This window comes from Pseudomonas sp. DSP3-2-3, assembly GCF_049898225.1.
In the GTDB taxonomy this organism is placed as follows: Bacteria; Pseudomonadota; Gammaproteobacteria; order Pseudomonadales; family Pseudomonadaceae; genus Aquipseudomonas.
The window spans coordinates 282,019-307,292 of record NZ_JAFCXH010000001.1; the positions used below are offsets into that span (position 1 = coordinate 282,019).

Consider the following 25,274-nt stretch of genomic DNA (forward strand, 5'->3'; position numbering starts at 1 on the left):
CTAATTATGTCAATGGTCACTAACCAGGCAATAAACGGTGCCTTGCTGACCGGAGTTTAGAGGTTGGTACTAAAGCGGATTCGCAATGTGCCTGTGAGCCAGGTCGATCAAGGCATCAGGCTGCGCAAGATCAGATTGGAAATGAGCCCAGGCGCTTCGTCAACGACGTCGAGATTGTGCTGCAACAGCAACGGGTTGATATAAGGTCGTAATGCGAGATGGATCGAATCGACTGTCTCGTCCAACGGTGTCTTGCGCTCGAACTCACCGAGTTCGCGCCCTTCTCGCACGATCTGCAACACAAAGCTCTTGATCCTCGCGTCATAGACCTGAGAGCTGGGCCAGTTTTCCGAAGCCGCGAATGCCGCGATGTCATAGAGTTTTCGGTCATTGAAAAACAGGTCTACCCCCTTGATAATCAGGGTTTTGACCAGCCGCCGAAAACGCTCCGTGGGCGAAACTCCCTCCACCTGAATGGCTTGCTCGACGGCCACGATGATTTGCGACAGACAATTTCCACAAATTGCCTCCCCGATCGCCTGCTTTGAATCGAAGAACTTGTAGATATAGGCCTTGGAAAAGCCGATGGCTTTGGCCAGGTCGGAAACGGTGGTTTTACCGTAACCGTATTGGCTGAAATGTTCGTTGGCCGCCGCGACAATCTGGTCTCGAATGCCGTGATCGGCTGGGCCACGGGCGCCAGGTGAAGCTATTAAGGGCTGATTCATACAAATAGCTTACGCATCCAACAGGCAATTGACAACGCGTGACCGATTCTAACTATAGTCACGAATGCGACCACGCGTGGCAGGTTTAACTGGCAAGCTTGCTCCATATTCTTTCCACCACAACATAAGCGCCTCCATCATCGGTCCAAGCCCTTGGGCTTTTTCGGTAATTTTGTACTCGACTCGTGGGGGCACTTGCGCAAACACAGTTCGTCCGGGTTAGCACACTTAGGTGTTCGCAAGCTCAAAGGTGCGATTCCAGCGGTTGTAGGGCTCATCCTTCTCGCTGCCTCCTTCATGACGCAAAACGCTGCTCGTGAGCTTGCGTCGCCGTATGCGCCTGCCGCGACGGTAATCCAAACCTTTCTGAACTGAAGGAAATCCACATGAATAGACTCAATGGAATAGCCTCACACCCGCTGGATAAATCTGACAGCATTGCCAATAGCGAGCTCACCCAAAATATCTACTAGCAGCGCGGCGCAAATCGCGGCGTTATCAATTCTGCGCTTCCAGGTGACATTACGCCGTTATACGCGCATCACGGTCTATGCTTGTATTGCCTGTTCGGTCCACCCTGGAACACTGAACAGCTCACCGAGCAGAAAATGTGAAGTATTGGACACTTGCCGCAGCATTGTTGTGTGCATTGCCTGGCACTCCGACCAGGGCTGAGCAGTATCAGGTCGTTACCGAAGAATGGGCACCGTACAACTACGAAGAGAACAATCAGCTCACCGGCATGACCACGGAAATCGTCCGGGCCATCATGGCGCTGACCGGGGATGACTTTGAAGTGGTGCTGCTACCCAGTATGCGAGCCACCCGTGTATTGAAAACCCGGCCCAGGACAATCATGTATTCCATGTTCCGCACGCCGGAGCGTGAGCCGCTATACAAGTGGGTTGGACCGATTGTGGAAGAGTCCATCCATCCCTATCAGTTGTCCAACGCGCCGCCGGTGAATTCCCTTGAGCAACTGCTGCGCGCTCCGCAGATCACTACGCGCCATGCCGGCCTGGTACCCGATATGCTGCGGTCGCTGGGTTTCAACAACCTGGACCGAAGCGCCACCGAAAACCTGCAGCTCTACCGCATGCTGCTGGCCGGGCGCACCAGCATCATCATCGGCGATACCGATGCAGGGGTGGTTTTTTACAGCCGCCGGTTGAACATCGCTCCCGGTACGCTACGGCAGATTCCCATCGAACTCTATCGCTCGTCGTTGTACATCGCCTTCAGCCTCGACTGTGACGACGAACTGGTAGCCGCCTGGGCCAGCGCTTTAGAGCAACTGCGTCATTCCGGCGAGCTGGAGCGCATCCAGCGTCAGTACCAGCAACGTGTTGGGCAGTGAAGTGAATGAGGCGCGACATGCTTGTCTAACCGTCAGCACCTCGACCGAGCAATCGAGGCTACGGGATCGCTCCTGTGCGGGCTGATCTTCCAGCAGATGTCGGCGGCCGGTCCTGATCCGGATCAGAAAACCGCAGTTCAAGTCCCAGGCCTGCCGTGATCCCGGCCATAATCACGCCATGCGCTGAGCGCACCCAAAAACGCCGAGCAGAGTGCCTCCCATGATCCTCGTCACCCTGATCAATATGCTGATCATCACCACTGCGGTGTTCATACACCACGAGTGCTTGTTGCGCCTGAACCTGCTCATGCCCAGGCTTAAAATCTGGCATCGGTTCCGAATCGTATTCGGTGTCATGGGTGCGCTGGTAGCCCACGCAATTGAAGTCTGGGTCTTTGCGCTGGGTTATTACCTCATGAACAAGAGCGAAAGGCTGGGCAAGCTCACCGGCAACTTTGACGGCAGTTTCATGGACTCGGTGTACTTTTCATTCACCACCTACACGACCATTGGCTTTGGTGACATCTCGCCGATTGGCCCACTCAAGTTCCTCACTGGTCTCGAAGCCCTTACCGGCCTGGTGCTAATCACCTGGACGGCGTCTTTCCTGTTCATCGAGATGCAAAAATACTGGGGCATAAAGGAACCGCGTGTGCATGCCCGCGATTCGAAAAGCTCATGAATGCAGACAACCGTACTGACGACTCCGGCACTGCGCTGACCGCAAGGGAAGTTTGCCATATCCTGCGCGAGGTGACTTTCGAACGCCGCGTCATGGCCAGGGCATGCGATCAGTCCTGGGATGAGATCCACGCCGGCTTGTTCGTCGTTATCGTCGACGGCTGGCGTATCACGATCTACAACGACTGCGATGAGCTCGACTACTGTGAAGAGTGCGTCAGCCCGGAGGGCAGACGGTGGTCATTCGACAATGGCGACCGATACGGTACAGACCCAATCGCCCTGCTCTCGACCTGGGAACACGGGACGCTTGAACGATTACTAAAGCGATTGTGAGCCAGTCCTCAACCGGAACATGAGTACAATGCGGCACCTGAAACTTTGAATATGCTCACTCATGAAATTGTTGCTTTACGTCTTGTTGCTGTCCATCGCCGTCATCAACCCCGCCTTCTCAAGCCCTCCATCCAACTTTTCCGAAGCCAAGGTCATCGCGAAACAGAAGATCTACCTAGACCAGGCCAACAGCCCGCTAGGTGACCTGTATTGCGGCTGTAAATGGACGTGGGTGGGGAAATCGGGTGGGCGTATCGATGCCGCTTCCTGCGGCCTTCAAGCCCGTAAGCAAGAAAACCGTTCCGACAGAACCGAGTGGGAGCACATCGTTCCGGCGTGGACATTCGGCCACCAGAGACAGTGCTGGCAGAACGGCGGTCGTGAACACTGTGTAAGTGATGATCCGGTGTTTGAGGCAATGGAAGCTGATCTGTTCAACCTTTACCCTTCGGTTGGTGAAGTCAATGGAGACCGGAGCAACTTCAACTATGGAATGGCTGCTGGAGTAGCGCCCCAATACGGTCAGTGCAAGACTAAAGTCGACTTCGACCAGCGCGCAGCCGAGCCCCGTGATGAAGTCAAAGGCCTGGTAGCACGGACAACGTTCTACATGTTTGACCGCTACAACTTGACCATGTCACGTCAGCAACAACAGTTGTTCATGGCCTGGGACAGGCAGTTTCCAGTCACGTCATGGGAAAAGGAACGCAACAGTCGGATCGCGGCGATCATGGGCCACCCCAACCCGTTCGTGACTAACGCCCGCACCTGGACACAAGGCTACAAGACGGTGGGTGACGGTATAGTCAGCACGATCCCGGACCGAGCTTCGCCGCCAGCCGTCACTCGCTCAACGTCCGCTGGCGTGATCATTGGCAACCGCAACAGTCGCGTGTATCACCTGCCCCATGGCTGCCCGAGCTACGCCAACGTTGCGGCGAAAAACCAGATGTCGTTCGAATCCGAATCTGAAGCTCAGGCGGCGGGATATCGGAGAGCCGGGAACTGCAAGTGAGGAACGAGCAATACCCCAAGCTGTGCTTACCCGGTTCGTCCCTTTATGCGATAGATGTTGGTGATGCAAGATGGACACAATGTTGAAGGCGTGAAAGATAGAGGAATTCTGATGATCGAAGTTACAGAGGTACCCATTGCCAGGCTGCGTACCGCGCTTGAGTCAGGGCAAACAACCGCCGTCGAGCTTGTGCAGGCCTATCTGGCCAGGATTGATGCTTACGACGGGCCTGATACATCAACGGCGCTGAATGCAGTGGTGGTGCGCAATCCGGAAGCGATCGAAGAGGCTCGGGCGTCCGATAGTCGTCGGGCCAAGGGCGAGACTCTCGGCCCGCTCGACGGAATTCCCTATACGGCCAAGGATAGCTATCTGGTCAAGGGTCTCACCGCCGCTTCGGGCAGCCCTGCTTTCGTCAACCTGGTCGCGCAGCGTGACGCGTTCACTATCAGCCGCCTCCGTGCTGCCGGGGCAATCTGTCTGGGCAAGACCAATATGCCGCCCATGGCCAACGGCGGTATGCAACGCGGTGTTTATGGCCGCGCGGAGAGTCCGTATAACGCCGACTTCCTGACTGCGCCCTTTGCGTCCGGCTCATCCAACGGCGCCGGGACTGCAACCGCCGCAAGCTTCGCTGCGTTCGGCATGGCGGAAGAAACATGGTCAAGCGGCCGCGGCCCTGCTTCCAACAACGGTTTGTGTGCCTACACACCTTCGCGTGGGGTGATCTCGGTGCGCGGCAACTGGCCATTGACGCCGACCATGGACGTTGTCGTCCCATACGCAAGAACCATGGCAGATTTGCTCGAAGTGCTTGATGTGATTGTTGCGCAAGATCCCGACACTCGCGGCGATTTGTGGCGACTGCAATCCTGGGTGCCTATCCCGAGTGTCGAGTCGGTACGCCCTGCTTCCTATGCCGAACTTGCGGTAAATCCCGATGCTCTGGCCGGCAAACGCTTCGGCGTGCCGCGCATGTACATCAACGCCGATCCGGAAGCAGGCACCGCAGAGAAACCAGGCATCGGAGGCCCGACCGGACAACGCATCATTACCCGCGCCTCGGTCATCGATCTGTGGCAAGAGGCCCGCAACGCGCTCGAAGCGGCTGGTGCTGAAGTGCTTGAGGTGGATTTCCCGCTTGTCTCGAATTGCGAAGGGGATCGCCCTGGTGCGCCAACCGTATTTACTCGCGGACTTGTGTCGAAGGAGTTCCTGCATCATGAACTGTGGGATTTGTCGGCTTGGGCTTTTGATGATTTCCTGCAGGCCAATGGTGATCCAGCCTTGAATCGTCTGGCCGACGTCGACGGACCGAAGATCTTTCCGCACGATCCCGGAACGTTACCCAATCGTGAAGACGACCTCGCCGCCGGCATGGACGAATATGTGCGCATGGCCCAGCGCGGTATTACGCCGTGGAACCAGATCCCTACCCTGCCCGATGGCCTTCGGGGCCTGGAGCAGACTCGACGTGTCGACCTGGAAGACTGGATGGGCGAACTTGGCCTGGATGCGGTGCTGTTCCCGACGGTGGCCGACGTCGGCCCGGCGAACGCCGATGTTGATCCTCAATCTGCCGATATCGCCTGGAGTAACGGCGTGTGGGTTGCCAACGGCAATCTCGCCATTCGCCACCTGGGTGTGCCTACCGTTACTGTGCCAATGGGTGTGATGGCCGATATCGGCATGCCGGTCGGACTGACCTTTGCGGGGCGCGCGTACGACGATTCGAATCTATTGCGCTTTGCCTCGGCTTTCGAGTCGGTGGGGACCAAACGTATGATTCCGCCTCGCACGCCACCATTGCGTTTGCCTTTGCCGACCGGTAGTTAGAGCAAGATGGGTGAGGTGCAGGGCTAATTCACGAGGAACGATGCCGTAACCATCCGGCATCGTTCGCTGTAAGTATGCCTTTGAGTGCTCTATGTCCATTTTCCCTAAAAGCGTCAACAGGACTGACCCTCCCCTATGAATATTGAAGCAGTGCGCCCCGCGCCGTTTTTGAATCCCGGCGAGGCCGTCGTCCTCTTCGATGGCACCTGCAAATTGTGTAATGGTTGGGCGAAATTCATCATTCGCCATGATCAGCCGCGCTGTATCCAGCTCGCTGCAGTCCAGTCATCCGAAGGCCAGGCACTCCTGGCTTGGGCCGGTCTGCCCACTGACGACTTCAATACCATCGTTCTAATCAGCGATAACCAATTCTTCGTTCGCTCGGAAGCGATGTTCCAGATCCTCGCTCGCCTGCCAGCGCCTTGGCGCTGGATGAGGAATGGCCGAATGGTGCCCAAGAGCATGCGCGACTGGCTGTACGACAAGATCGCCCTGAATCGCTACCGGCTGTTCGGCAGGTACGACACTTGCCAGCTTCCCACCGAAGACCACAACCGACGTTTTCTGAAAGCAGAATCGTGACAACCAACGGCGTGAGCCGGGACCTATAAACGGAGACTGGAATGAAGCCAAAACCTATAACAGAAGCGCCAATAGACGCTGCTCAACGCAAAGCCGTAAAGCCCGTCATTTGCTACCCGGTTGACGGTTTACCACGTCCTCATATCTCCAGTTATCGTAGGATTCGCGACGACTTGAGGCTGATCGAGACCGTGACAGTTCCTCCTCGCGATGCTGCGACTTTTACCGTGTCGGCCGGACATTTTTTTCGCATTGTCTCGACCGAAGGCTCGCAAGTGGGAGACCTGAACCTGTTCAATGCGCACGATTTGAATGAGCGTTTCTATACCGGTAAAACCCGCGCACTGAATGGCACGCATCTTGGCCTCGGCGACCAGCTGTATTCGAGTTTTCCTTACCTGCGTCCGATTGCCACGATCACTCATGACTCCCTGGACTGGTATGGTTTCGATGAGTTCGGTGGCTCGGTCCATGACGTGATCGGGACTCGCTGTGATCCCTACACCCATAATCTGCTTAGCCACGGTGGGCAATATCATCACTGTTGCCACTCAAACCTGACCCGCGCCTTGTCCAAGGCAACGGGTATTCCCCTGCACGAGGCTGAAGCCCATGTTCACGATGTGTTGAATGTCTTCATGTGCACCGGTTTTACCAGGGACACAGGCCAATATTTCATGAAAGCAAGCCCGGTACGTCCTGGCGACTACCTGGAGTTTTTTGCAGAAGTGGATCTTCTCGGTTGCCTTTCAGCCTGTCCCGGCGGGGACTGTTCGGCGGAACATTCATCGGACACCGCAAAGTGCTATCCCCTCCTCGTAGAAATCTACGAGGCAGCTCGTCAACCTCAAGGCTGGATTGCACCTGCAATCAATGGATACGACCGAACTCACGGCGTTTAAAACCGAAACGGGGCCGACCAGCCCGAGGTGGACCAGGTCGACCCCGCCTCAGAGAAAATCAGCTTTGGCAGAACCGTATCCGATTACCGAAAGGGTCGTAAACTTCCAGCACCTGCCCCCATCCTTGCTGAACAATGTCTGGACGTCCGTAGCCGTAGCGCTTGGCAAGTAACTCATCCCGAAGCATTTCGATATTTTGCATCGGGACAAATATCGTCGACCCAGGACTCGCGTCGCCATGATGTTCGGACAGGTGGAACTGCAGCCCGTTTCGACTAATCCCCAGATACAGCGGTAGATCCGCTTCGAACCGGTGCTCGAATTCGACGCTGAAACCCAGGAAATCAACGTAAAACTCGCGTGCCTTGGTTTCGTCAAAAATTCGCAATATCGGAATGGCTTTGTCGAACGTGATAGCGGGTTGGCTATCTTCATCTGCAAGCAGCGCTGATGCGACGTTCCAGTCCTTGTAGCCCAGTTGCTGGGCGATCAGTTCGAGTGCAGTGGAGTGAGACACTTCCTGATCACGCTTCTCTAACGAAGCACGCAGGTTCTTGGCCATCTGCTTGGCTTTCTGGATTGAAAACATAACTTCTCCGGGAGTCGAAGCATTTTGGTGCTCGCGTTGCCAAACCTCGACTATCAAGAGAGCTGCGATAGGGTCTGGAAAAATATGCTTTCACCTTTCCTCTCGGGAGCGAGCGGCGGGCAGCATCGGCCAGCCGCGATAGTACACACCCCATAATGATGGCGAAAGATATTCCAACAGCGTGCCGCAAATCACGCAATACGGGTGCGTCGAATAGCTTTATTTGCGTACTCGCGTATGCCTGCTTAGTGGTTAGCCATCTCATGCTCGGGCCACTGCTCGGCGGTCGCTGTCACGACATTGGCAATTCGGTCAAAAAAAGGGCCTAGCCGTTCAGGGGGTGCGTCGTGCTCCACTACCAGAGTGGCGACTTCTTCACAGCGCGCGACCTGATAGTGCGCAACGCTAGACAGCTTTTCGTTGGTCACGGCCACCACCACCTGCCCACTCGCCGACACTATCGCGCGTTTGAAGTCGGCGTCTTCAAGACCGAACGCCGTCACTCCGTTGTCGGGATCGATGGCGCACGCGCCTAGAAAGCACAGGTCAAAGTTGAACTGCCGCAATTCCTGTACAGCCCTCAGACCACTCACGCCTCCGGTTACCGGATTCACGCGACCGCCCAACATGATGACTTCCGCGCGGGGAAGCTTCATCAGCTGTGCTGCAATCAACGGCGAGTTGGTGCTCAGGGTCAGTGCAAGTTGCGGATCAATGCTGCAGGCGATGGCCAGATTCGTGGATCCGGCATCGATGAAGACATGCTGCCCTGCACTCAGAAGCGAAGCCGCCGCTCTACCCAGACGGTCCTTGCGTGAGGAGCCTTGCAGTACCCGAATGGCGATCGGCCCTTCCTCAGCGCGTAACAGAATTGCGCCGCCATAGACGCGTTTGCACAACCCCGCTGTTGCCAGGGCACTCAAGTCGCGCCGTATCGAGTGCTCGGACACATTGAATTCAATGGCCAGATCAGCCGCAATCACCCGGCCAAAACGGGAAAGACGTTCGCGTATCAACAGCTGGCGTTCGCCAGGAAACGCTTCGTGTGGGGAAATCATCGAGCAATAATCCTGCATAAACGAGCACTAACAATCACAAACGCGCACGCTATAACGAAAGCTCACTTGGCGTCAAATATGAGGATGAACGGGTTTCCCTTTATCGGGCCTCAAGAGAGTAAAAATTGAATCCTTACAATGCATAATTGGTCAGTCCAATAAATATTTATTCTATATTGGTCTTGCCAATAACTTCCTCGGTGTGTAGTTTTTGAGCCTTGATCATCCGCGCGGCCACCTGTCCGCCTACAACAAAAAAGAGATCCTCAGAATGTGTAGATTCCCCGCCAGCCGGGCGCTCTGTGCCCTGTTCCGCTTATCGACATCCGTCGCCTGCGCGCCCGCCAAGGAGCATCACCATGCTGACTGTCATCTGTAACGAGCCCGGTTCGTTAACCGCCATCGAGCGTGAAAAACCGCTCAGAAAGCCAGGAGAGATCCTCATCCGCGTCAAGCGCGTCGGGGTCTGCGGCACCGACCTGCATATTTTCAGCGGCAATCAGCCTTTCCTCGAATACCCCCGGGTGATGGGCCATGAGTTCTCGGGGCTTGTAGAAGAAGCCGACAGCGCCAGCGGTCTCGACAGCGGTGATGTCGTGTACGTGATGCCCTATCTTTCCTGCGGGACATGCATCGCCTGCCGCCAGGGCAAGACCAACTGCTGCACCCATATTCAAGTGCTGGGAGTTCACTGCGACGGTGCCTTTACCGAATACCTGAGCATTCCCCACGAATTCGTCCACAAGGCAGTGGGAATTTCGCTCGATCAGGCCGCGATGATCGAATTTCTGTCCATCGGCGCTCACGCCGTACGTCGTTCGAATGTCCAGGCGGACAAACGCGTGCTGGTGGTCGGCACCGGCCCGATTGGTATGGCGGCAGCGATCTTCGCCAGCCTGCGCGGTGCCAAAGTCACCGTTCTGGATACCCGTGACGATCGTCTGTCGTTCTGTAAGGAACACCTGAAGATTCACGCGGCTGTGAAAATCGGCGAAGACGACAAGCAGACCTTGGCGGAGCTCACTGAGGGTGATTTCTTCGACGTCGTGTTCGATGCCACCGGCAATGCCCGGGCAATGGAGCGCGGGTTCGAGTTCATCGCCCACGGCGGCACCTACGTGATGATTTCGGTGGTCCGGGACTCCATCACGTTCTCCGACCCTGAATTTCACAAGCGAGAAGCCACTTTGATGGGTAGCCGCAACGCCACCCAGGAAGACTTCCACTATGTAGAGGAATGCTTGCGCAAAGGGTTGATTCCGGATGCCGCTCTCAATACCCACCGTCTGACGCTCAGCGATGTCGCCAACTCATTCACAACATTGCTCGACCCGAAACAAGGCGTCGTCAAAGCAATCATCGAGTGTTAGGAGCAGCGTGATGAGCGATACGCAATCTTTGCTTGTTTTGACACCCGGTGACGATGTCGCCGTGGCCCGAGGCGATATCGCCGCAGGACAACAGCTCAGCGCCGATGGTATTGCGCTGATCGCCCGGCAGCAGATTCCGTCCGGCCACAAGATCGCGCTGCGTCCGGTCTCGGCGGGTCAACAGGTGCTCAAGTATGGCCAGACCATTGGCCTGGCGACCCAAGGCATCGAGTCCGGCGATTATGTCCACGTCCACAACCTGGACATGCCCGCGACCAACGCCGAACACAGCGTGCAGAATATCTACGTACCCACATCATTCAGCAGTGAACAGGCGACCTTCGAAGGCTTTGTCCGCGATGATGGACGTGTCGGTACGCGCAACTACATCGGGGTTATCTCCAGCGTCAATTGCTCGGCAACCGTCTGCAAGCACATCGCCAACGCATTCTCTGCCGAGCGCCTGAAAGATTTTCCCAACGTCGATGGCGTCGTGGCAATAACTCACGGCAGCGGCTGTGGCATGGGTGCTAAAGGTGAAGGCATCGATATCCTCAAACGCACCTTGCGCGGGTACGCCGACCACGCCAACTTTGCCGGTGTCCTGTTGATCGGACTGGGCTGTGAGGTCAACCAGCTGACCCCGCTGATGAATGAGCTTGGGGATCGCTCTGCCCTGCTCAAAAACAGCCTGATCATTCAGGAAGCGGGCGGTACTCGCGAAGCTGTGCGACGTGGCATAGCCCATATTGAAGAGATGCTGCCGGTCATCAACAATTTCCCGCGCACTAGCGTTGCGGCCAGCCATCTCAGCGTCGGTTTGCAATGCGGCGGCTCGGATGGTTATTCGGGCATTACCGCCAATCCAGCACTCGGGGCTGCGGTAGATCTGCTGGTGCGGCATGGTGGCACCGCAATTCTTTCGGAAACGCCGGAAATCTATGGTGCCGAACACCTGCTGACTGCCCGCGCTGCATCAGCCGATATTTGCGCGAAGTTGATGGCGCGGATCCATTGGTGGGAAGCCTACGTGCGCCACAACGACGGTGACATGAACAACAACCCCTCGCCGGGCAACAAAGCCGGTGGCATTACCACTATTCTGGAAAAATCCCTGGGCGCCGTGGCGAAGGCAGGAACTACAGGGTTAATGGGCGTTTACCAGTACGCCGAAACGGTCGATGCCCACGGACTGGTGTTCATGGACACGCCTGGCTACGACCCGGTCTCGGCAACCGGTCAGGTTGCGGGGGGCGCGAATCTGATTTGCTTCACCACTGGCCGTGGCTCGACCTACGGCTGCAAGCCCACGCCATCGTTAAAAATCGCCACCAACACCGGATTGTTCCAACGCATGGAACTGGATATGGATTTCAATGCCGGTGGGATCGTCGATGGCCTGGAGTCGGTGGCCGAAGCCGGGCAGCGGTTGTTCCAGTTGATGCTGGACACCGCTTCCGGACGACCCACCTGCAGTGAAGAAAACGGCCTGGGCGATAACGAGTTCCTGCCCTGGCAGATCGGCGCAGTGATGTGAAACGGGCAGCCAGTCACTATGGTAGCCTTCGCTAACTCTCTGATGGACGCCGTACCGATGGCCTCACCGACAAGCTCCGCTGAGCGAAAGCCGTACCAGAAAATCGCCGACCAACTGCGGGATTACATCTTCCAGGGGGATTTCAAACCGGGCTCCAGGCTCCCCCCCGAGCGCGATTTGACACAACTCCTCGGTGTTTCCAGACCTTCGCTTCGTGAGGCGCTCATCGCCCTGGAGATAGAAGGCGGGGTTGAAATCAAGATGGGCTCGGGAGTGTATGTGCGAGCCCTGGCCCTGAACGGACAAAACCAGACCGTCACCCTGGGCGAGAGCCCCTCGGAACTGATGCAGGCCCGCGCCTTGATCGAAGGTGAGTCGGTGATTCTGGCCTGTCTGCATGGCAAAAAAAGCGACTATCGCTATCTGCAGGAATGCATTGACGCCATGCGTGCCAGCATTGCAAACGGCCTGCCCCCCCTGGAGGACGACCGCAAGTTTCATCATCGCCTGGCTAAAATGAGTGGCAACTCTGCGCTGGTTCGGATCATCACCGCGCTATTCGATGAGCGACATAACCCTATTTCGGCTCACCTGAGCAAACATTCAGAGAACGCTTTGACCTGGGAAGCTGCGGTAGTCGAGCATGAGGCGATACTTCGCGCAGTGGCCAACAAAGACGTGCTCGGCGCGCAAACCTCAATGCGCCAGCATTTGAGCCGTTCGGAGAACCGCTGGCTCAAAACGCTGGAGCCGGAAGAGTAGATCTGTGTGGAAGCGAGGCTTGCCCGCGAAGAACGATAACGCGGTGAGTCAGACATACCGCATTGTTTTCTTCGCGAGTCCATCCAATTACAGAAGCAAATCCGAGTCTCAACCCAACTGTTGACGTACGGCCAATTCCACCCCGCGGATTTCTGCCAGGCCCTTGAGGCGACCGATCAGCGAGTAGCCAGGGTTGCTTTTACGGTGCTGATCGTCGAGCAGTTGATGCCCATGGTCCGGACGCAGCGGCAGGCGTGGGCCACCTTCGCGTTCACGCCTGCGCTCTTCTGCCACCAGGGCACTGATGACCCCGACCATGTCGACGTCGCCGTCCAGATGATGGGCTTCGTGGAAACTGCGCGGATCCGCCTCGCGGCGGGTTGAGCGCAGGTGGGTGAAGTAGATGAAAGGCGCAAAGTGCTTGGCCATCGCCACCAGATCATTGTCTGCACGCACGCCATAGGAACCGGTGCAGAACGTCAGGCCATTGGCCGGGCTTGGGGCAGCGTCCAGCAACCATTGAGCGTCTTCGGCGGTGGACAGGATGCGCGGCAGGCCGAGCAGTGCCCGAGGTGGGTCGTCCGGGTGGATCGCCATACGCACGCCCACTTCCTCTGCAACCGGAATCACCGCGCGCAAAAAGTACCCCAGGTGTTCACGCAGCCTGGCTTCGTCGATTTCGGCATAGGTTCGCAGCAACGCCCGGAAGTCTTCCAGGCTGTAGTGTTCCTCGGCGCCAGGCAACCCGGCGATCAAGGTGTTGACCAGGGTTTCGCTCTGGGCTGGCGTCAGTTGCTCGAAGTAGGCTTTGGCGTTCTGGATATCTTCGGCGCTGTATTCGGATTGCGCATCCGGGCGCTGGAGGATGAACAGGTCGAACGCGGCAAACGCGGTTTGATCGAAACGCAACGCCCAACCGCCGTCGGCCAACTCCCAGGCCAGGTCAGTGCGGGTCCAGTCCAACACCGGCATGAAGTTGTAGCACACGATATCGATGCCGCAGCTCGCCAGATTGCGCACGCTTTGCTGATAGTTGGCGATGTACTCGTCACGCCGACCGCAGCCGCGCTTGATGTCTTCATGCACCGGAATGCTTTCCACCACCGACCAGTTCAAGCCGGCGGCTTCGATCATCTGTTTGCGCGCCGCGATGGCGTCCACCGGCCAGACTTCACCATTGGGAATTTCGTGCAACGCGGTGACGATTCCGGTCGCACCGGTTTGGCGGACGTCAGCCAGGGAGATCGGGTCTTTGGGGCCAAACCAGCGCCATGTCTGTTCCATGTTGTTCTCCTTTCTTGTTAGTTGTGTGCAGCAAAGGTGTGCAAAAGGCTGCCCATACCGTCGCGAATCAGGGCGCCATAGGCGAGTCGCACGGCGTCGCGAAAGGCCGCGCGATCTGACAGCTCGGCCGGGAAAACCTCATCCAGAGCGAGAAAGGCATCCACCAACGACGCGCCTTCAAATCTTCCGGCAAGATCGGCAAAGGTTGCGTTCAAGGGGTCGTCAATAACCCGCGCCGAACCGTCGGGCAGCGGCTGGGTGCAATAGTAAATCCACGCGGCGATACCCAATGCGGTGCAGGCCAGGCCGCGTCCCTCGTCGAGCAACTGCTGCGCGCCGAGCAGCCAGCGTTGCGGCAGTTTCTGCGAGCCGTCCATGGCGATCTGGCGCAGGCGATGCTGCAGGCTGTCATTGGCAAAGCGCGCCTTCAGATCGTGGGCATAGACCGCAAGATCGATGTCCGCCGGCATTTCCAGGGTAGGCGCCGCTTCCTCGGTCATATAACGCTCGATGAACTGCGCCAGATCCGTATCGTTGATGGCGTCAAACACCGATTCGTGGCCGACCAGCAAACCCACGTAGGCCAGCAACGAATGGCTGCCGTTGAGCATGCGCAGCTTCATCGTTTCAAACGGACGGACGTCGTCCACCATCTGCACGCCTTCCACCTCCCAATCCGGCCGTCCGAGGGGAAAGTGATCCTCGATCACCCACTGGCTGAAACTTTCACAGACCACGGCCGCACGGTCGTGGCAATCCAGTTGCTGTTCCAGCCGGGTGAAGGACTCGCCATCCATGGCGGGGACGATCCGGTCAACCATGCAGCCAGGGAACGCCACGTGTTCGTTGACCCACCGCGTCAATCCTTCGTCTTGCATCGCCGCCAATGCACTCACCGCCTGGCGCGTGCGCTGGCCGTTGTCCGGCATGTTGTCGCAGCACAACACGGTAAAAGCCGGAATGCCTGCGGCACGTCGGCGACGCAGTGCTTCGAGGACAATGCCGGGTGCTGTGCGCGGCGCCTGCGGATGAGCAATGTCGTGGGCAATTGACGGATCTTCCATGCGCAACTGCCCGGTGGCAGGGCTCAGGCAGTAGCCTTTCTCGGTGACGGTGAGCGTGACGATCCGTGTTTGTGGCGCGGCCATGCGCTGCAACAGCAATTCCAGTTCGTGGCCGCCCTCGCCCACATACAAGGCCTGGCGCAATACACCCATCTCACGCAGCGTTACCTGCTCGCGGTCGCGATACTCGGCCACATGGTAGCGGCCGTCCTGCTCGCGTAATTGATCAACCAACGTGCGATTCGAGCGCAGATTGGCGCTGCACAATCCCCAGTCACTTTCGCCATGACGATTAAGATGGCGTTGCAGATAAACCGCCTGGTGGGCGCGATGAAAAGCCCCCAGGCCGAGATGCACGATGCCGATCTCACGGACAGGGCTGGTAGAGGGCACACGTTTCACAACAGGCATCGACACGCTCCTTCTGTTCATAGCTGGTTATGGTCGGCCCAGGGCCGAAGCTGGTTGCGGGCTTTGTGCCTCCGCGCTACCGGTATCCGCCGCCGAAAGAGGTTTGACATAGCGCGCCACACACACCGCACCGATCACCGTCAACAGCCCCGCCAGCAGGAACGCACTGGTGAATGACCCGGTGAATTCCACCAGAAAGCCGGTCAGGGTCGGGCCAATGATGCCCGAGGTGTTAGCCAGAAAGTGCATGAAGCCACTGACACCACCGACCCGCGCAGCAGGCACGGTATCCTGAATGATCGCCCAGTAGATGGCACCGGTGAGGTACAGGAAAAACACGGCCAGGGCGACGAGGATGACCGCCGGATACAGGGTTTTGACGATCCCGGCAAGGGCGATACAGGCCGCGCAGGCCAACAGGCATGTCACCAGTACTACTTTGCGGGAGAACATCATCCGCCCGGTTTTCTTGAACACGAAGTCGGAAATGAAACCGCCCAAAGCCAGGCCGAGGAAACCCAGCAACCAGGGAATGACCGTCGCGATACTCATGTCCTTGACGTTCAGGCCGTGGGCCATGGTCAGGTAGCTGGGGAACCAGGTCAGGAAGAAGAACAGCGTGTAGTTATAGGAAAAGAACGCCAGCGCAGTGAACAGCACGGTCGGTTGCTTGAGGTAGTAACGCAGTGGATGAACCGGCAGCGCAGCAACCTCGCTCTTGCCCTCGGCCTGCAGAATTTCCTCGGCGACCTTGCCTTTAGGCTTGTCCTTGACGAACTTGAACCACACCAGCGCCCAGATCAGGCCCAACGCCATAATGATGATGAACGACACCTTCCAGCCATAACTGATGGCGATAAAACCCACCACCGGCCCGGAAATCGCACCGCCCAACGGCGTGCCGGACATCGACGTACCCAGCGCCCGCGCCCGCTGTTTCGGGGTGTACCAGTTGTTGACCATCTTGCTCGTGGTGACGCTCAACGGCCCTTCACCCATACCGAACAGGATGCGGATGAACACCAGCGAGGCGAAGCCTATGGTCAACACCGTGAGACCGCTGAACAGTGACCACAGCACCATCGCCAGCAACAGCGTGGTTTTCGCGCCGTAGCGGTCGGCCGCCCAGCCGCCGACAAAATTGAACACCGCATAACCGACGAAAAAACTACTGAAGATCATGCCCATTTCACCCGTTGTCAGACCGTAGTCTTTCTGGATGAAGGGGGCCGCAACGGACAATGCCGAGCGATCCAGGTAATTGATGACGCCTGCCAGGAACAGCATGATGATGATTAACGTGCGACCTTGACCAAACATTGGAACCTCCCGCTTGTTGTGTTTATTCGGTGAGGGTGCCCTGATGGGCACGCGTATCTACAACGGACTAATGATGAGCGCCGCTCAGCTCCACGAGAACCTTGCGGGTCTGTTCGGGATGGCTTTCGATCAGACCGATTGCCGCCGGCATCTCATCGAAGCTAACGCGATGACTGATCATTTCCTGGACTTGCAACTTGCCGCTGGCGATCAGTTCGATCACCCGTGGGAACTTGCGATTGTTCAGACGCGATCCCACCAACGTCAGCTCTTTCTTGATCATTTCCAGCTGCACCAGATCGCTCGGTATCGCATTGAAACCCAGCAGTCCGATCCGCCCCGCTGGCGAGGCCAGGCGCACCATTTGCGGCATCAGCGCCGGAATGCAGGCCGCGTCAACGATCAGCGGCACGCCTTCGCCGTCGGTCAATTCGCGCATGGTCGCCTCAACGTCGACATCCTTGCCGTTGAGGGTGCGGCTGGCGCCCAGAGCCTTGGCGGTTTCCAGGCGTGTGTCGATGACGTCGGTCACGGTGATATCGGTCAGTCCCAACGCCCGGGCCATCTGTACCAGGGTCAGGCCAATCACGCCCGCGCCGTAGATCAACAGGCTGTCGCCCGGATGGGGCTGCATGCGATCAAGCACGTTGAGGGCAATGGAGTACGGTTCCACCAGCGCCGCGTGGCTCAGGGACATCGAGTCAGGCAAGCGGTGGGCATTGGCGGCTGGCACACAGACTTGCTCGCTGAAACCGCCATCACGGTGTACGCCAATCACTTGCAGTCGCGTGCAGACGTTCGGCCGGTTGATCCGGCACGGGTAGCAGGTTCCACAACTGATGACCGGGTCGATGCACACGCGGTCACCGACCTTGAGATTCTCGACGCCCTCGCCCACTTCACTCACCACGCCTGAGAACTCATGGCCGGTCACCCGCGGAAAACGCACAAAGGCGTTCTGCCCGTGGATGATGTGCATGTCTGAGCCACAGATACCGGCGTAGGCGACGTCGACCTTGACCTCACCAGGCGCCACTTGGGGCATCTCGACGTGCGCCAGGCCGAATTCAAAAGGTGCTCTTACTTGAAAAGCTTTCATCGGGTCACTCCTGCCAGGGCGGGTAGCGCCCCGTGTTCTTGTAGTTATTGATCAGTCGAAACAGCGTTTACCAGTGCCAGAGCGTGCCGTCTTCCAGGCGATTGACCGGCAGGCTGGCGCGTTTGTAGGGGTATTTCGCCGCCAGGTTCTCGTCGATGTCGACGCCATGCCCCGGGACTTCGCCGGGGGTGAAGTGGCCGTCTTCAAAGCGATAGGCATGGGGAAACACTTCGTCGATACGTTCGTCGTGGGGCATGTGTTCCTGGATGCCGAAATTGGGCACCCAGGTATCGAAATGCAGCGCTGCGCCCATGCATACCGGCGACAGGTCGGTGGCGCCGTGAAAGCCGGTGCGCACCTGATAGAGCGCGGCAAAGTCGGCAATGCGTCGCACATGGGTGATGCCACCCGCGTGAACCAGCGTGGCGCGGATGTAGTCAATCAACTGTTCTTGAATGAGCTCGCGGCAGTCATGAATAGAGTTGAATACCTCACCCACCGCCAGCGGCGTAGTCGTGTGTTGGCGGATCAGACGGAAGGCCTCCTGATTCTCGGCCGGGGTGCAGTCTTCGAGCCAGAACAGGTTGAATGGCTCGACCGACTTGCCCAGGCGCCCCGCTTCAATGGGCGTAAGGCGATGATGCACGTCGTGCAGGATGTGCAAGTCATCGCCGAAACGCTCGCGCACTGCGGCGAACAGCTTGGGCACATGGTTCAGGTACTTGGCGGTATCCCACACATGTTCGGCGGGCAGGTCGCTGTCGGCCGGCTCATAACGCTCACCGCTGCGCTTGGCCACGCCATAGGTGGTGGCGATACCGGGAATCCCGCATTGCACGCGCACCGCCTTGTACCCCAGCTCGACATGCCGGGCGACTTCGTCCAGGCAACCTTCGATGTCCTTGCCTGTGGCATGCCCGTAGACCATCACCCGCTCGCGGCTTTTGCCACCGAGCAACTGGTACAACGGCATTTGCGCGGCCTTGGCCTTGATGTCCCACAGGGCGACGTCCACGGCGGCAATCGCGGTCATCGTCACCGGGCCACGGCGCCAGTAGGCCCCGCGATACAGGTACTGCCAGATGTCTTCGATGCGCTGAGCATCGCGACCGATCAGGGCTGGCAGCACGTGTTCTTCAAGGTACGCGACCACCGCGAGTTCCCGGCCATTCAAGGTCGCATCACCGATGCCATAAATACCGGAATCAGTAACGATTTTCAGGGTGATCAGGTTGCGACCCGGGCAGGTGACAATGACGCGGGCATCAATGATTTTCATAAGATCAGGCCTCTACGGCAGAAGAAAATGAAGGCATGTTCAGGCAGGGCATCGCGGCGCAGGGGATCAGCGCACCGCGATGCTGGACGACCTGGGCCGCCAGTCGATGGCCCCAACGCGCAGCCAGTTGTGGATCGCCGCCTCGCAGGCGACACGAAAGATAAGCTGCGCTGAAGGAGTCGCCCGCCGCCGTGGTGTCGACGATCTGCCGCACTTGCTCGGCAGGTACTTCGAAACGACCTGAGGCGCACTGGATCAAGCACGAAGCGACGCCACGCTTGAGGGCAACTTCGGCAACGCCAAAATCTGCGTAGGCGCGGAACAACGCCTCGACATCGGCGTAGCCGAACAGTGCGGCGTCGTCCTCCCAGGTAATCAGCGCCAGGTCAGTCAGGCGCAGCATGGCGCCATAGACCTCGCGCGCAGCCTGGGCATCGGGCCACAAATGGGGACGGTAGTTGTTGTCGAAGACGATGCGCGTGCCGGATGCACGGGCCAGGCGCAAGGCCTGCATCAGGTGCTCGCGGCCATTGGCGGTGAGAATCGCCAGGCTGATGCCACTCAGATAGACGTAGTCGTAATCCGCAAGGGCATGCAATAGGGCATCGCCTTCAGGGCCGTCAAACATGCTCCGCGCTGCGGCTTCGCCACGCCAATACAGAAAGCGTCTTTCACCCTGAGTGTCGGTCTGGATGAAGTACAAGCCAGGCAACGCATCCTCGATCACGCGCACATGTTGGTCGCCGACGCCTTCGTCGCGCCACAACTGACGCATCGCGTCACTGAAGCTATCGGCGCCGATGGCGGTGACGTAGTCCGCGACGATTCGCGAGTCGGGGTTCAATCGGGAAAGATAAACCGCAGCGTTGAGCGTGTCGCCGCCGAAGGTCTGGTTGAAACCTGCGACTGGCTCGCCGCGCATCTCGATCATGCACTCGCCCACCAGCGCCACTTTGAGTGGACGAGGTGAAACGGTTTGCGGGCGTTGCCCAGGAATTACCTTCATCACTGCGCGCCTTTGTTATTTTTAAAACGGCGTTTCATTTTAAAATCTTGTGGCCGAGTTTAGTCAGATTTCCTGCACCGTCAAGAAAAATGAAACAGCGTTTTGATTCGCTAACGTATATCCTTGGGTTTTCGTTCCCGTTGGAGCCTTCATGGACAACAGCACCCTTCAGAACAACGAACTGGTCTCCGCCGTCGCCCGGACCATGGCGGTCCTTGAGGCCCTGGCCGAGCATCCCGAAGAAAGCGGTGTGTCGGAAATCGCGCAAAAACTAGACATGTCCAAAAGCACGGTTTATCGGTTTCTGCAGTCACTCAAGGCCCGCGGCTATGTGGTGCAGGATGCCGAGGATCGCTATCGGCTCAGCGTCCGGCTGTTTGAACTGGGCGCACAAGCCCTGCCCCACCTGGACATCGTCCGCGAAGCGGAACCGGGTATGCGGCGTATCAACGAATTGACCGGCGAGACCGTGCACCTGGGAATTCTCGACGAAGGCAACATCGTCTACGTGCACAAGATCGACTCCAAATACAATCTGCGCATGTACTCACGCATCGGCCGACGTGCGCCGCTGTACTGCACCGGTATCGGTAAGGTACTGATGGCGTGGCTGGAGCAGCCCGAGCTGCTCGCCCATTTGCAGGAAGAAAGCTTCGAGCGCCGCACTGCCAACACCCTCACCAGCGTCGAAGCCTACCTGCAGGAACTGGAAGTGGTTCGCGCCCAGGGCTATGCCGAAGACCATGAAGAATTCGAAGACAATATGCGCTGCCTGGCCGCCCCCATCCGCGACCGCTTTGGCCATGTGATTGGCGGCATGAGCGTGTCATTCCCCTGCTTTCGCTTTCGCGAAGAACTCAAGCAGGACTACATCAAGCGGCTGATGGAAGCCACGCAGCAGATTTCCAGCCAGTTAGGCTGGCATGTGCGGTAGCTGACGCAAGTCGATCAGCAGCGCGCTGCTGTGTTTCACCCAGGATTGCACTGTCTCTCGTCACACAGGTATTATTGCGAACGATTTTCAATAAGATCTGGAAGACCCACCAGTGCAATCTCCTTCGTCCAGCAAACTGGGATTCTTTTTCAGCGATCATCATCGTTGGCTGCTGTCACATATTCATCGGCATCTGCGCAATCGGGCGGACGCCGAGGACACCGCAGCCGATACGTTTTGTCAGATCCTGGCGGCGCGCGTCGATCCCGACAGTATCGAACAACCTCGTGCCTACCTTTCGACCATCGCGCGCCGGCTTATTTTTGATCGTCATCGTCGGCGCAAGCTAGAGCTGGCCTACCTGGAGCGCTTGGCCGTCCTGCCAGAGGCATTGGCACCCTCCCCCGAGGAACAATTGCTGCTGATCGAAGCCCTGGTGGCCATAGACCGGGCTATCGACGGCTTGCCTATGGTCGTCAAGGCCACCTTTCTCTACAGCCAGCTGGATGGTCTGAGCTACGTGGCGATTGCGCAGAAGTTGGGGCTGTCGGAGCGCACGGTCGGTCGTTACATGAAACAGGCGTTGCGTCAGTGCTACCTGTGCGAAATGGCACCATGAACCCGCCGCGCCTGGATCTGGCAAGCGAGCAGGCCATCGACTGGATGGTCAAACTTCGCGCCGGTACGCCTGATGCCGCGCTGCAGGAACGCTTTAACGCATGGTTGGCGATGGACCAGGCGCATAGCCAGGCCTGGGCCAGATTGCAGGATCGTCTTGGCGGTTCGTTCCACACGGTTCTCGCCCTGGATCGACGCTTGCCCGGTCACGCTGGCGAGGCGCGCAAGGTTTTGTTGCAACCGCAGGGTTCGCGCCGTGATGCCTTGCGCGTGATCGCTGGCCTGGGCCTGCTCGGCGGCGGTGTATGGCTGGGTGCCGGGACGCAACTGGCTGACGCGCTGCTAGCGGACCTGCACACGGGGCGCGGCCAGCGGCAAAACTTCAATCTGGCCGACGGCAGTCGCCTGAGCTTGAACGCCGACAGCGCGGTGGATCTGCGCTTCGACGACCGGCAACGGCTGGTGATTTTGCGCCACGGCGAACTGGTGATCGAGGTGGCGCCAGACCCGCGCCGCCCGCTGCTCGTGCGCACCGCTGAAGGTGAAGTGCGTGCGCTGGGCACCCGCTTTCTGGTCTCCCAGGAGCAGAATGCCAGCCGCCTGGTGGTGTTGCAGCACTCGGTCGAAGCACGGTTGTTCGACGGCACAGTGCAAGTGGTGCAAGAAGGTCAGTCGGCCCTGCTGCGCACCCGGCGGATTGACCTCGTCAGCGGCGATCAACGCCAGCGCGCCGACTGGCTGAGCGGCAGGTTGAATGTGCTCGACGAGCCCCTTGAACAAGTGGTCGATGCCCTGCGCCCTTATAGTCGAGGTTTTGTGCGCGTGGCACCGGAGATTCGAGGCTTGCGCGTCCAGGGCGTGTTCCCGCTCGACGATCCCGACCGGGCCTTGAGTGCTCTGGCTGAAACCCTGCCGATACGGGTCGACCGTTACAGCCCTTGGCTGACACTGATAGGCTCAAAATAGTCCGGCAAAAGTTTTTTCGAAAATCGATCTTATTTGTGTCTGGTTTTCATTTCTCAGCCCACCTATCTCCTGACACTTCCATACAAACAGGAGAAATTTTGTGTTCAACACCTGGCCCCACGCCCTTTCCGTCGCCGTTGCCCTGGCAACTCTGGCGAGTCCTGCCCTGGCGCAAGACCTGACCTTCAATCTGCCCGCCGGTCCGCTCGCCACTACCCTTAATGCGATTGCCGGCCAGAGCGGGCACATCATTTCGCTGAAGCCTTCGCTGGTGCAGGGCAAACAGGCGCCAGCGGTGATCGGTCAGATGCCGGTTGAGCACGCGCTGATGAGGGCGCTGTCGGGCAGCGGCTTGCAGTTACGGGTGACGGATCAAGGCAACTTCAGCGTCGAGCCGGTGGCGGACAGCAACGCGCTGCAACTGGATGCCACCAACATCGTTGAACGCAGCACCGACGCCGCCACTGAAGGCTCAGGTTCCTATGCCGCGCGTGCAGTAACCATCGGCAAAGGCACGCACACGCTCAAGGAAATCCCGCAGTCAGTCACGGTGATGACCCGCAAGCAAATGGATGACCAGGACCTCACCGATCTCAAGGACGCAGCCAACAAGACCACCGGACTGGTCGGTGTTCAGGGTGTCGGCAAGGGCATGATCCTCACCTCGCGGGGTTTTCAGATCGATGACTGGCAGTACGACGGCGTGCCGATCCCGCGCAACACCTATGCCTTGGGTAATTGGGCCACCCAGGACCTGATCTTCTTTGATCGCATGGAAGTGCTGCGTGGCGCATCCGGCCTGCTGCAGGGCACCGGCAGCCCCGGCGGCGCAATCAATCTGGTGCGCAAGCGTGGCCAGAACGTTTCGACCGTGACCGTAACCGGCAAGGCCGGTTCCTGGAATCATTATGGTCTGCAACTGGATGCCGGTGGACCGCTGAACCAGACTGGCACCGTGCGTGGCCGCTTCGTTGCCGACGAAGACCAGAGCGATTCATTCATAGACTACGAGTGGAGCAAGACTCACTCGCTCTACAGCGCGCTGGACATCGACCTGCGCGAGGACACCACCCTTGGGCTGGCTGTGAGCCGCTCCGATAGCGAGTCGCGACCGATGATCCGCGGCCTGCCTCGCTACGCCAACGGTAAACCTGTCGATGTGTCGCGCTCAACCTACACCGGCGCTCGCTGGAACCATTCGGACATCGATGTCACCACCGTGTATGCCGACCTGGAGCACCGCTTCAACGATGACTGGGCCTTCAAGGTCGGCGCCGTGCGCATGTCGGAAGACAACAAGGCGAAAAACCAGCGATTGCAAACCAGCGGCGCCGGCCTCGAAGCAGACGGCAGCGGCGTGCAATACGCCGACTTCGTGACGGATTTCGACTCGACCAAGCTCGGTCTGGACATGAACCTCAGCGGACGCTTCGAGGCCTTGTCCATGCAGCAGGAAATCATGGTGGGCGGTAACTACGCCCAGTTGAAATCAGACGACCGCTTCGCCCGAACCTTCAATAACAGCAGCGACACGATCTTCGGCATTGACCACAACCGTCCGGAAATCAGCTACGACGGTTTGCTCAATACGACCGGGGGTCGTGCGACGCCCAGCAAATACGACATCCGGCAGAAAGGCCTGTACGGAAGCTGGCGGGTCAAGCCGTTCGAGCCGTTGACCCTGGTGCTCGGCTCCCGGGTCAGCTGGTACGACTACAGCTACACGTCATCCACCCAGGCCGCATTCAGCAACGTGGCTACCCCGGAGGCTGATAGCACCACCAACGAAACCGGGGAAGTCACGCCCTATGCCGGCATCGTCTATGACCTGAACCGCGAATGGGCGGTTTATGCCAGCTACACCGACGTGTTCGAACCACAAACCGTTCGTGACACGGGCGGCTCGATGCTCAAACCGGTGATCGGCAGCAACTACGAAATCGGCCTCAAGGGCGAGCTGCTGGATGGCCGCATCAACACCTCCCTGGCGGTGTTCCGCTATGACCAGGAAAACCGCCCCGTCAATGACCTGGCTGGGGGGTTCGCCTGCGACGGCTGGTACTGTTCGACGTCATCAGGAAAAGTCCGCAGCCAGGGGATCGACGCAGAAATCAGCGGCGAAGTGCTCACCGGCCTGCAACTGTTTGCCGGCTACACCTACAACACCACCAAGTACCTGGACGACCCGGTCGACGAAGGCAAAGTCTTCAGCAACTGGACGCCGAAACATATGCTGCGGGTCTGGAGCAATTACCAGTTCAGCGGCGACTGGCATCGTGTCAGCACTGGCCTGGGTTTCACAACCCAAAGCCATACGCTGGGCTACGAACACACCTTCGACGTACCGGGTTACACCGTGTGGAATGCCCGCCTCGGCTACCAGCTGACGAAGGAAATCGGTCTGGCGCTGAACGCCAACAACCTCTTCGACAAACATTACTACACGGCGGGATATGACCAGCTCAATGGCAACAACAACTTCGGCGATCCGCGCAATATGATGTTCAGCGTGAAGTACACGCCGACGTTCTGACACGCGG

General features: G+C 58.3%; 23 protein-coding genes and 1 pseudogene. 14 read left to right on the forward strand and 10 right to left on the reverse strand.

Annotated elements, in window-relative coordinates; all coding sequences use genetic code 11:
* Positions 1-107 precede the first annotated feature (107 nt).
* Entirely contained in the window at positions 108-728 is a 621-nt protein-coding gene (locus ACP7E4_RS01335; RefSeq protein ID WP_426110931.1) for a TetR/AcrR family transcriptional regulator, read from the reverse strand.
* 48 nt (positions 729-776) lie between these two features.
* A pseudogene (locus ACP7E4_RS01340) lies at positions 777-941 on the reverse strand (winged helix-turn-helix transcriptional regulator); the annotation flags it as partial.
* 397 nt (positions 942-1,338) lie between these two features.
* Between ACP7E4_RS01340 and ACP7E4_RS01345 the strand changes: the two are divergent.
* The 7 genes from ACP7E4_RS01345 to ACP7E4_RS01375 all read left to right on the forward strand — a co-directional run bounded on the left by ACP7E4_RS01345 (position 1,339) and on the right by ACP7E4_RS01375 (position 7,437).
* On the forward strand, positions 1,339-2,085 hold the full coding sequence (locus ACP7E4_RS01345; protein ID WP_426110933.1) for a substrate-binding periplasmic protein: 747 nt from the start codon (positions 1,339-1,341) through the stop codon (positions 2,083-2,085).
* 220 nt (positions 2,086-2,305) lie between these two features.
* A complete protein-coding gene (locus tag ACP7E4_RS01350; RefSeq protein ID WP_426110935.1) occupies positions 2,306-2,767 on the forward strand; it encodes a potassium channel family protein in 462 nt (153 codons plus the stop codon).
* Positions 2,764-3,102 (forward strand): DUF7693 family protein, encoded by a 339-nt coding sequence (locus ACP7E4_RS01355; RefSeq protein WP_426110937.1) that lies wholly within the window; start codon positions 2,764-2,766, stop codon positions 3,100-3,102. Before ACP7E4_RS01350 ends, ACP7E4_RS01355 begins: the two co-directional genes overlap by 4 nt.
* Positions 3,103-3,163: 61 nt before the next feature.
* Entirely contained in the window at positions 3,164-4,117 is a 954-nt protein-coding gene (locus ACP7E4_RS01360; protein WP_426110939.1) for an endonuclease, read from the forward strand.
* A 111-nt stretch (positions 4,118-4,228) separates the two neighbouring features.
* On the forward strand, positions 4,229-5,953 hold the full coding sequence (locus tag ACP7E4_RS01365; protein WP_426110941.1) for an amidase: 1,725 nt from the start codon (positions 4,229-4,231) through the stop codon (positions 5,951-5,953).
* A gap of 135 nt (positions 5,954-6,088) precedes the next feature.
* Entirely contained in the window at positions 6,089-6,535 is a 447-nt protein-coding gene (locus tag ACP7E4_RS01370; protein ID WP_426110943.1) for a thiol-disulfide oxidoreductase DCC family protein, read from the forward strand.
* A 41-nt stretch (positions 6,536-6,576) separates the two neighbouring features.
* Positions 6,577-7,437 (forward strand): urea carboxylase-associated family protein, encoded by an 861-nt coding sequence (locus ACP7E4_RS01375; RefSeq protein WP_426110945.1) that lies wholly within the window; start codon positions 6,577-6,579, stop codon positions 7,435-7,437.
* A gap of 58 nt (positions 7,438-7,495) precedes the next feature.
* Here ACP7E4_RS01375 and ACP7E4_RS01380 read toward each other — a convergent pair whose 3' ends face one another.
* Positions 7,496-8,026, reverse strand: coding sequence for a glyoxalase superfamily protein (locus ACP7E4_RS01380; RefSeq protein WP_426110947.1), 531 nt, complete (start codon positions 8,024-8,026; stop codon positions 7,496-7,498).
* A gap of 245 nt (positions 8,027-8,271) precedes the next feature.
* Positions 8,272-9,084, reverse strand: coding sequence for a DeoR/GlpR family DNA-binding transcription regulator (locus tag ACP7E4_RS01385; protein ID WP_426110949.1), 813 nt, complete (start codon positions 9,082-9,084; stop codon positions 8,272-8,274).
* Positions 9,085-9,443: 359 nt separating this feature from the next.
* On the opposite strand from ACP7E4_RS01385, the gene ACP7E4_RS01390 reads away from it, so the two are divergent.
* Genes ACP7E4_RS01390 through ACP7E4_RS01400 form a run of 3 tightly spaced genes read left to right on the forward strand, consistent with a single transcriptional unit; the run spans position 9,444 to position 12,753 of the window.
* Positions 9,444-10,454 (forward strand): zinc-binding alcohol dehydrogenase family protein, encoded by a 1,011-nt coding sequence (locus tag ACP7E4_RS01390; RefSeq protein ID WP_426110951.1) that lies wholly within the window; start codon positions 9,444-9,446, stop codon positions 10,452-10,454.
* Between the two features lie 10 nt (positions 10,455-10,464).
* Positions 10,465-11,991 (forward strand): UxaA family hydrolase, encoded by a 1,527-nt coding sequence (locus tag ACP7E4_RS01395; RefSeq protein WP_426110953.1) that lies wholly within the window; start codon positions 10,465-10,467, stop codon positions 11,989-11,991.
* Positions 11,992-12,048: 57 nt separating this feature from the next.
* Complete coding sequence (locus ACP7E4_RS01400; RefSeq protein ID WP_426110955.1) at positions 12,049-12,753, forward strand: FadR/GntR family transcriptional regulator; 705 nt, start codon at positions 12,049-12,051, stop codon at positions 12,751-12,753.
* A gap of 108 nt (positions 12,754-12,861) precedes the next feature.
* Here ACP7E4_RS01400 and uxuA read toward each other — a convergent pair whose 3' ends face one another.
* The 6 genes from uxuA to ACP7E4_RS01430 form a co-directional block, all read right to left on the reverse strand.
* On the reverse strand, positions 12,862-14,037 hold the full coding sequence (gene uxuA, locus ACP7E4_RS01405; protein ID WP_426110957.1) for a mannonate dehydratase: 1,176 nt from the start codon (positions 14,035-14,037) through the stop codon (positions 12,862-12,864).
* A gap of 17 nt (positions 14,038-14,054) precedes the next feature.
* Positions 14,055-15,512, reverse strand: a complete 1,458-nt coding sequence (locus ACP7E4_RS01410; protein ID WP_426110959.1) for a mannitol dehydrogenase family protein — start codon at positions 15,510-15,512, stop codon at positions 14,055-14,057.
* Between the two features lie 27 nt (positions 15,513-15,539).
* Positions 15,540-16,832, reverse strand: a complete 1,293-nt coding sequence (locus ACP7E4_RS01415; RefSeq protein WP_426110961.1) for an MFS transporter — start codon at positions 16,830-16,832, stop codon at positions 15,540-15,542.
* Positions 16,833-16,899: 67 nt separating this feature from the next.
* The gene (locus ACP7E4_RS01420; protein ID WP_426110963.1) at positions 16,900-17,931 is read right to left on the reverse strand and encodes a Zn-dependent oxidoreductase; all 1,032 of its coding nucleotides are present in this window, start codon (positions 17,929-17,931) and stop codon (positions 16,900-16,902) included.
* A 67-nt stretch (positions 17,932-17,998) separates the two neighbouring features.
* Positions 17,999-19,210, reverse strand: a complete 1,212-nt coding sequence (gene manD, locus ACP7E4_RS01425) for a D-mannonate dehydratase ManD (RefSeq protein WP_020292377.1) — start codon at positions 19,208-19,210, stop codon at positions 17,999-18,001.
* A gap of 4 nt (positions 19,211-19,214) precedes the next feature.
* Positions 19,215-20,216, reverse strand: coding sequence for a sugar kinase (locus ACP7E4_RS01430; RefSeq protein WP_426110965.1), 1,002 nt, complete (start codon positions 20,214-20,216; stop codon positions 19,215-19,217).
* Positions 20,217-20,367: 151 nt separating this feature from the next.
* Between ACP7E4_RS01430 and kdgR the strand changes: the two genes are divergently transcribed.
* From kdgR to ACP7E4_RS01450, 4 genes are all read left to right on the forward strand, one after another.
* Positions 20,368-21,150: a DNA-binding transcriptional regulator KdgR gene (gene kdgR, locus ACP7E4_RS01435; protein ID WP_426110967.1), complete on the forward strand. Its 783-nt coding sequence runs from the start codon at positions 20,368-20,370 to the stop codon at positions 21,148-21,150.
* Between the two features lie 112 nt (positions 21,151-21,262).
* A complete protein-coding gene (locus ACP7E4_RS01440) occupies positions 21,263-21,769 on the forward strand; it encodes a sigma-70 family RNA polymerase sigma factor (protein ID WP_426110969.1) in 507 nt (168 codons plus the stop codon).
* Positions 21,766-22,734, forward strand: coding sequence for a FecR domain-containing protein (locus ACP7E4_RS01445; RefSeq protein WP_426110971.1), 969 nt, complete (start codon positions 21,766-21,768; stop codon positions 22,732-22,734). The genes ACP7E4_RS01440 and ACP7E4_RS01445 overlap by 4 nt, the downstream gene beginning before the upstream one ends.
* Positions 22,735-22,834: 100 nt before the next feature.
* On the forward strand, positions 22,835-25,267 hold the full coding sequence (locus tag ACP7E4_RS01450; RefSeq protein ID WP_426110973.1) for a TonB-dependent siderophore receptor: 2,433 nt from the start codon (positions 22,835-22,837) through the stop codon (positions 25,265-25,267).
* The last annotated feature ends 7 nt before the right edge of the window (positions 25,268-25,274 follow it).

Excerpts from the sequence above, each read along its gene's own strand:
- ACP7E4_RS01335 (WP_426110931.1), bottom strand. The coding sequence starts at position 728 with ATGAATCAGCCCTTAATAGCTTCACCTGGCGCCCGTGGCCCAGCCGAT.
- ACP7E4_RS01350 (WP_426110935.1), top strand. The coding sequence starts at position 2,306 with ATGATCCTCGTCACCCTGATCAATATGCTGATCATCACCACTGCGGTG.
- ACP7E4_RS01355 (WP_426110937.1), top strand. The coding sequence starts at position 2,764 with ATGAATGCAGACAACCGTACTGACGACTCCGGCACTGCGCTGACCGCA.
- ACP7E4_RS01360 (WP_426110939.1), top strand. The coding sequence starts at position 3,164 with ATGAAATTGTTGCTTTACGTCTTGTTGCTGTCCATCGCCGTCATCAAC.
- ACP7E4_RS01365 (WP_426110941.1), top strand. The coding sequence starts at position 4,229 with ATGATCGAAGTTACAGAGGTACCCATTGCCAGGCTGCGTACCGCGCTT.
- ACP7E4_RS01370 (WP_426110943.1), top strand. The coding sequence starts at position 6,089 with ATGAATATTGAAGCAGTGCGCCCCGCGCCGTTTTTGAATCCCGGCGAG.
- ACP7E4_RS01375 (WP_426110945.1), top strand. The coding sequence starts at position 6,577 with ATGAAGCCAAAACCTATAACAGAAGCGCCAATAGACGCTGCTCAACGC.
- ACP7E4_RS01380 (WP_426110947.1), bottom strand. The coding sequence starts at position 8,026 with ATGTTTTCAATCCAGAAAGCCAAGCAGATGGCCAAGAACCTGCGTGCT.
- ACP7E4_RS01385 (WP_426110949.1), bottom strand. The coding sequence starts at position 9,084 with ATGATTTCCCCACACGAAGCGTTTCCTGGCGAACGCCAGCTGTTGATA.
- ACP7E4_RS01390 (WP_426110951.1), top strand. The coding sequence starts at position 9,444 with ATGCTGACTGTCATCTGTAACGAGCCCGGTTCGTTAACCGCCATCGAG.
- ACP7E4_RS01395 (WP_426110953.1), top strand. The coding sequence starts at position 10,465 with ATGAGCGATACGCAATCTTTGCTTGTTTTGACACCCGGTGACGATGTC.
- ACP7E4_RS01400 (WP_426110955.1), top strand. The coding sequence starts at position 12,049 with ATGGCCTCACCGACAAGCTCCGCTGAGCGAAAGCCGTACCAGAAAATC.
- uxuA (WP_426110957.1), bottom strand. The coding sequence starts at position 14,037 with ATGGAACAGACATGGCGCTGGTTTGGCCCCAAAGACCCGATCTCCCTG.
- ACP7E4_RS01410 (WP_426110959.1), bottom strand. The coding sequence starts at position 15,512 with ATGCCTGTTGTGAAACGTGTGCCCTCTACCAGCCCTGTCCGTGAGATC.
- ACP7E4_RS01415 (WP_426110961.1), bottom strand. The coding sequence starts at position 16,832 with ATGTTTGGTCAAGGTCGCACGTTAATCATCATCATGCTGTTCCTGGCA.
- ACP7E4_RS01420 (WP_426110963.1), bottom strand. The coding sequence starts at position 17,931 with ATGAAAGCTTTTCAAGTAAGAGCACCTTTTGAATTCGGCCTGGCGCAC.
- manD (WP_020292377.1), bottom strand. The coding sequence starts at position 19,210 with ATGAAAATCATTGATGCCCGCGTCATTGTCACCTGCCCGGGTCGCAAC.
- ACP7E4_RS01430 (WP_426110965.1), bottom strand. The coding sequence starts at position 20,216 with ATGAAGGTAATTCCTGGGCAACGCCCGCAAACCGTTTCACCTCGTCCA.
- kdgR (WP_426110967.1), top strand. The coding sequence starts at position 20,368 with ATGGACAACAGCACCCTTCAGAACAACGAACTGGTCTCCGCCGTCGCC.
- ACP7E4_RS01445 (WP_426110971.1), top strand. The coding sequence starts at position 21,766 with ATGAACCCGCCGCGCCTGGATCTGGCAAGCGAGCAGGCCATCGACTGG.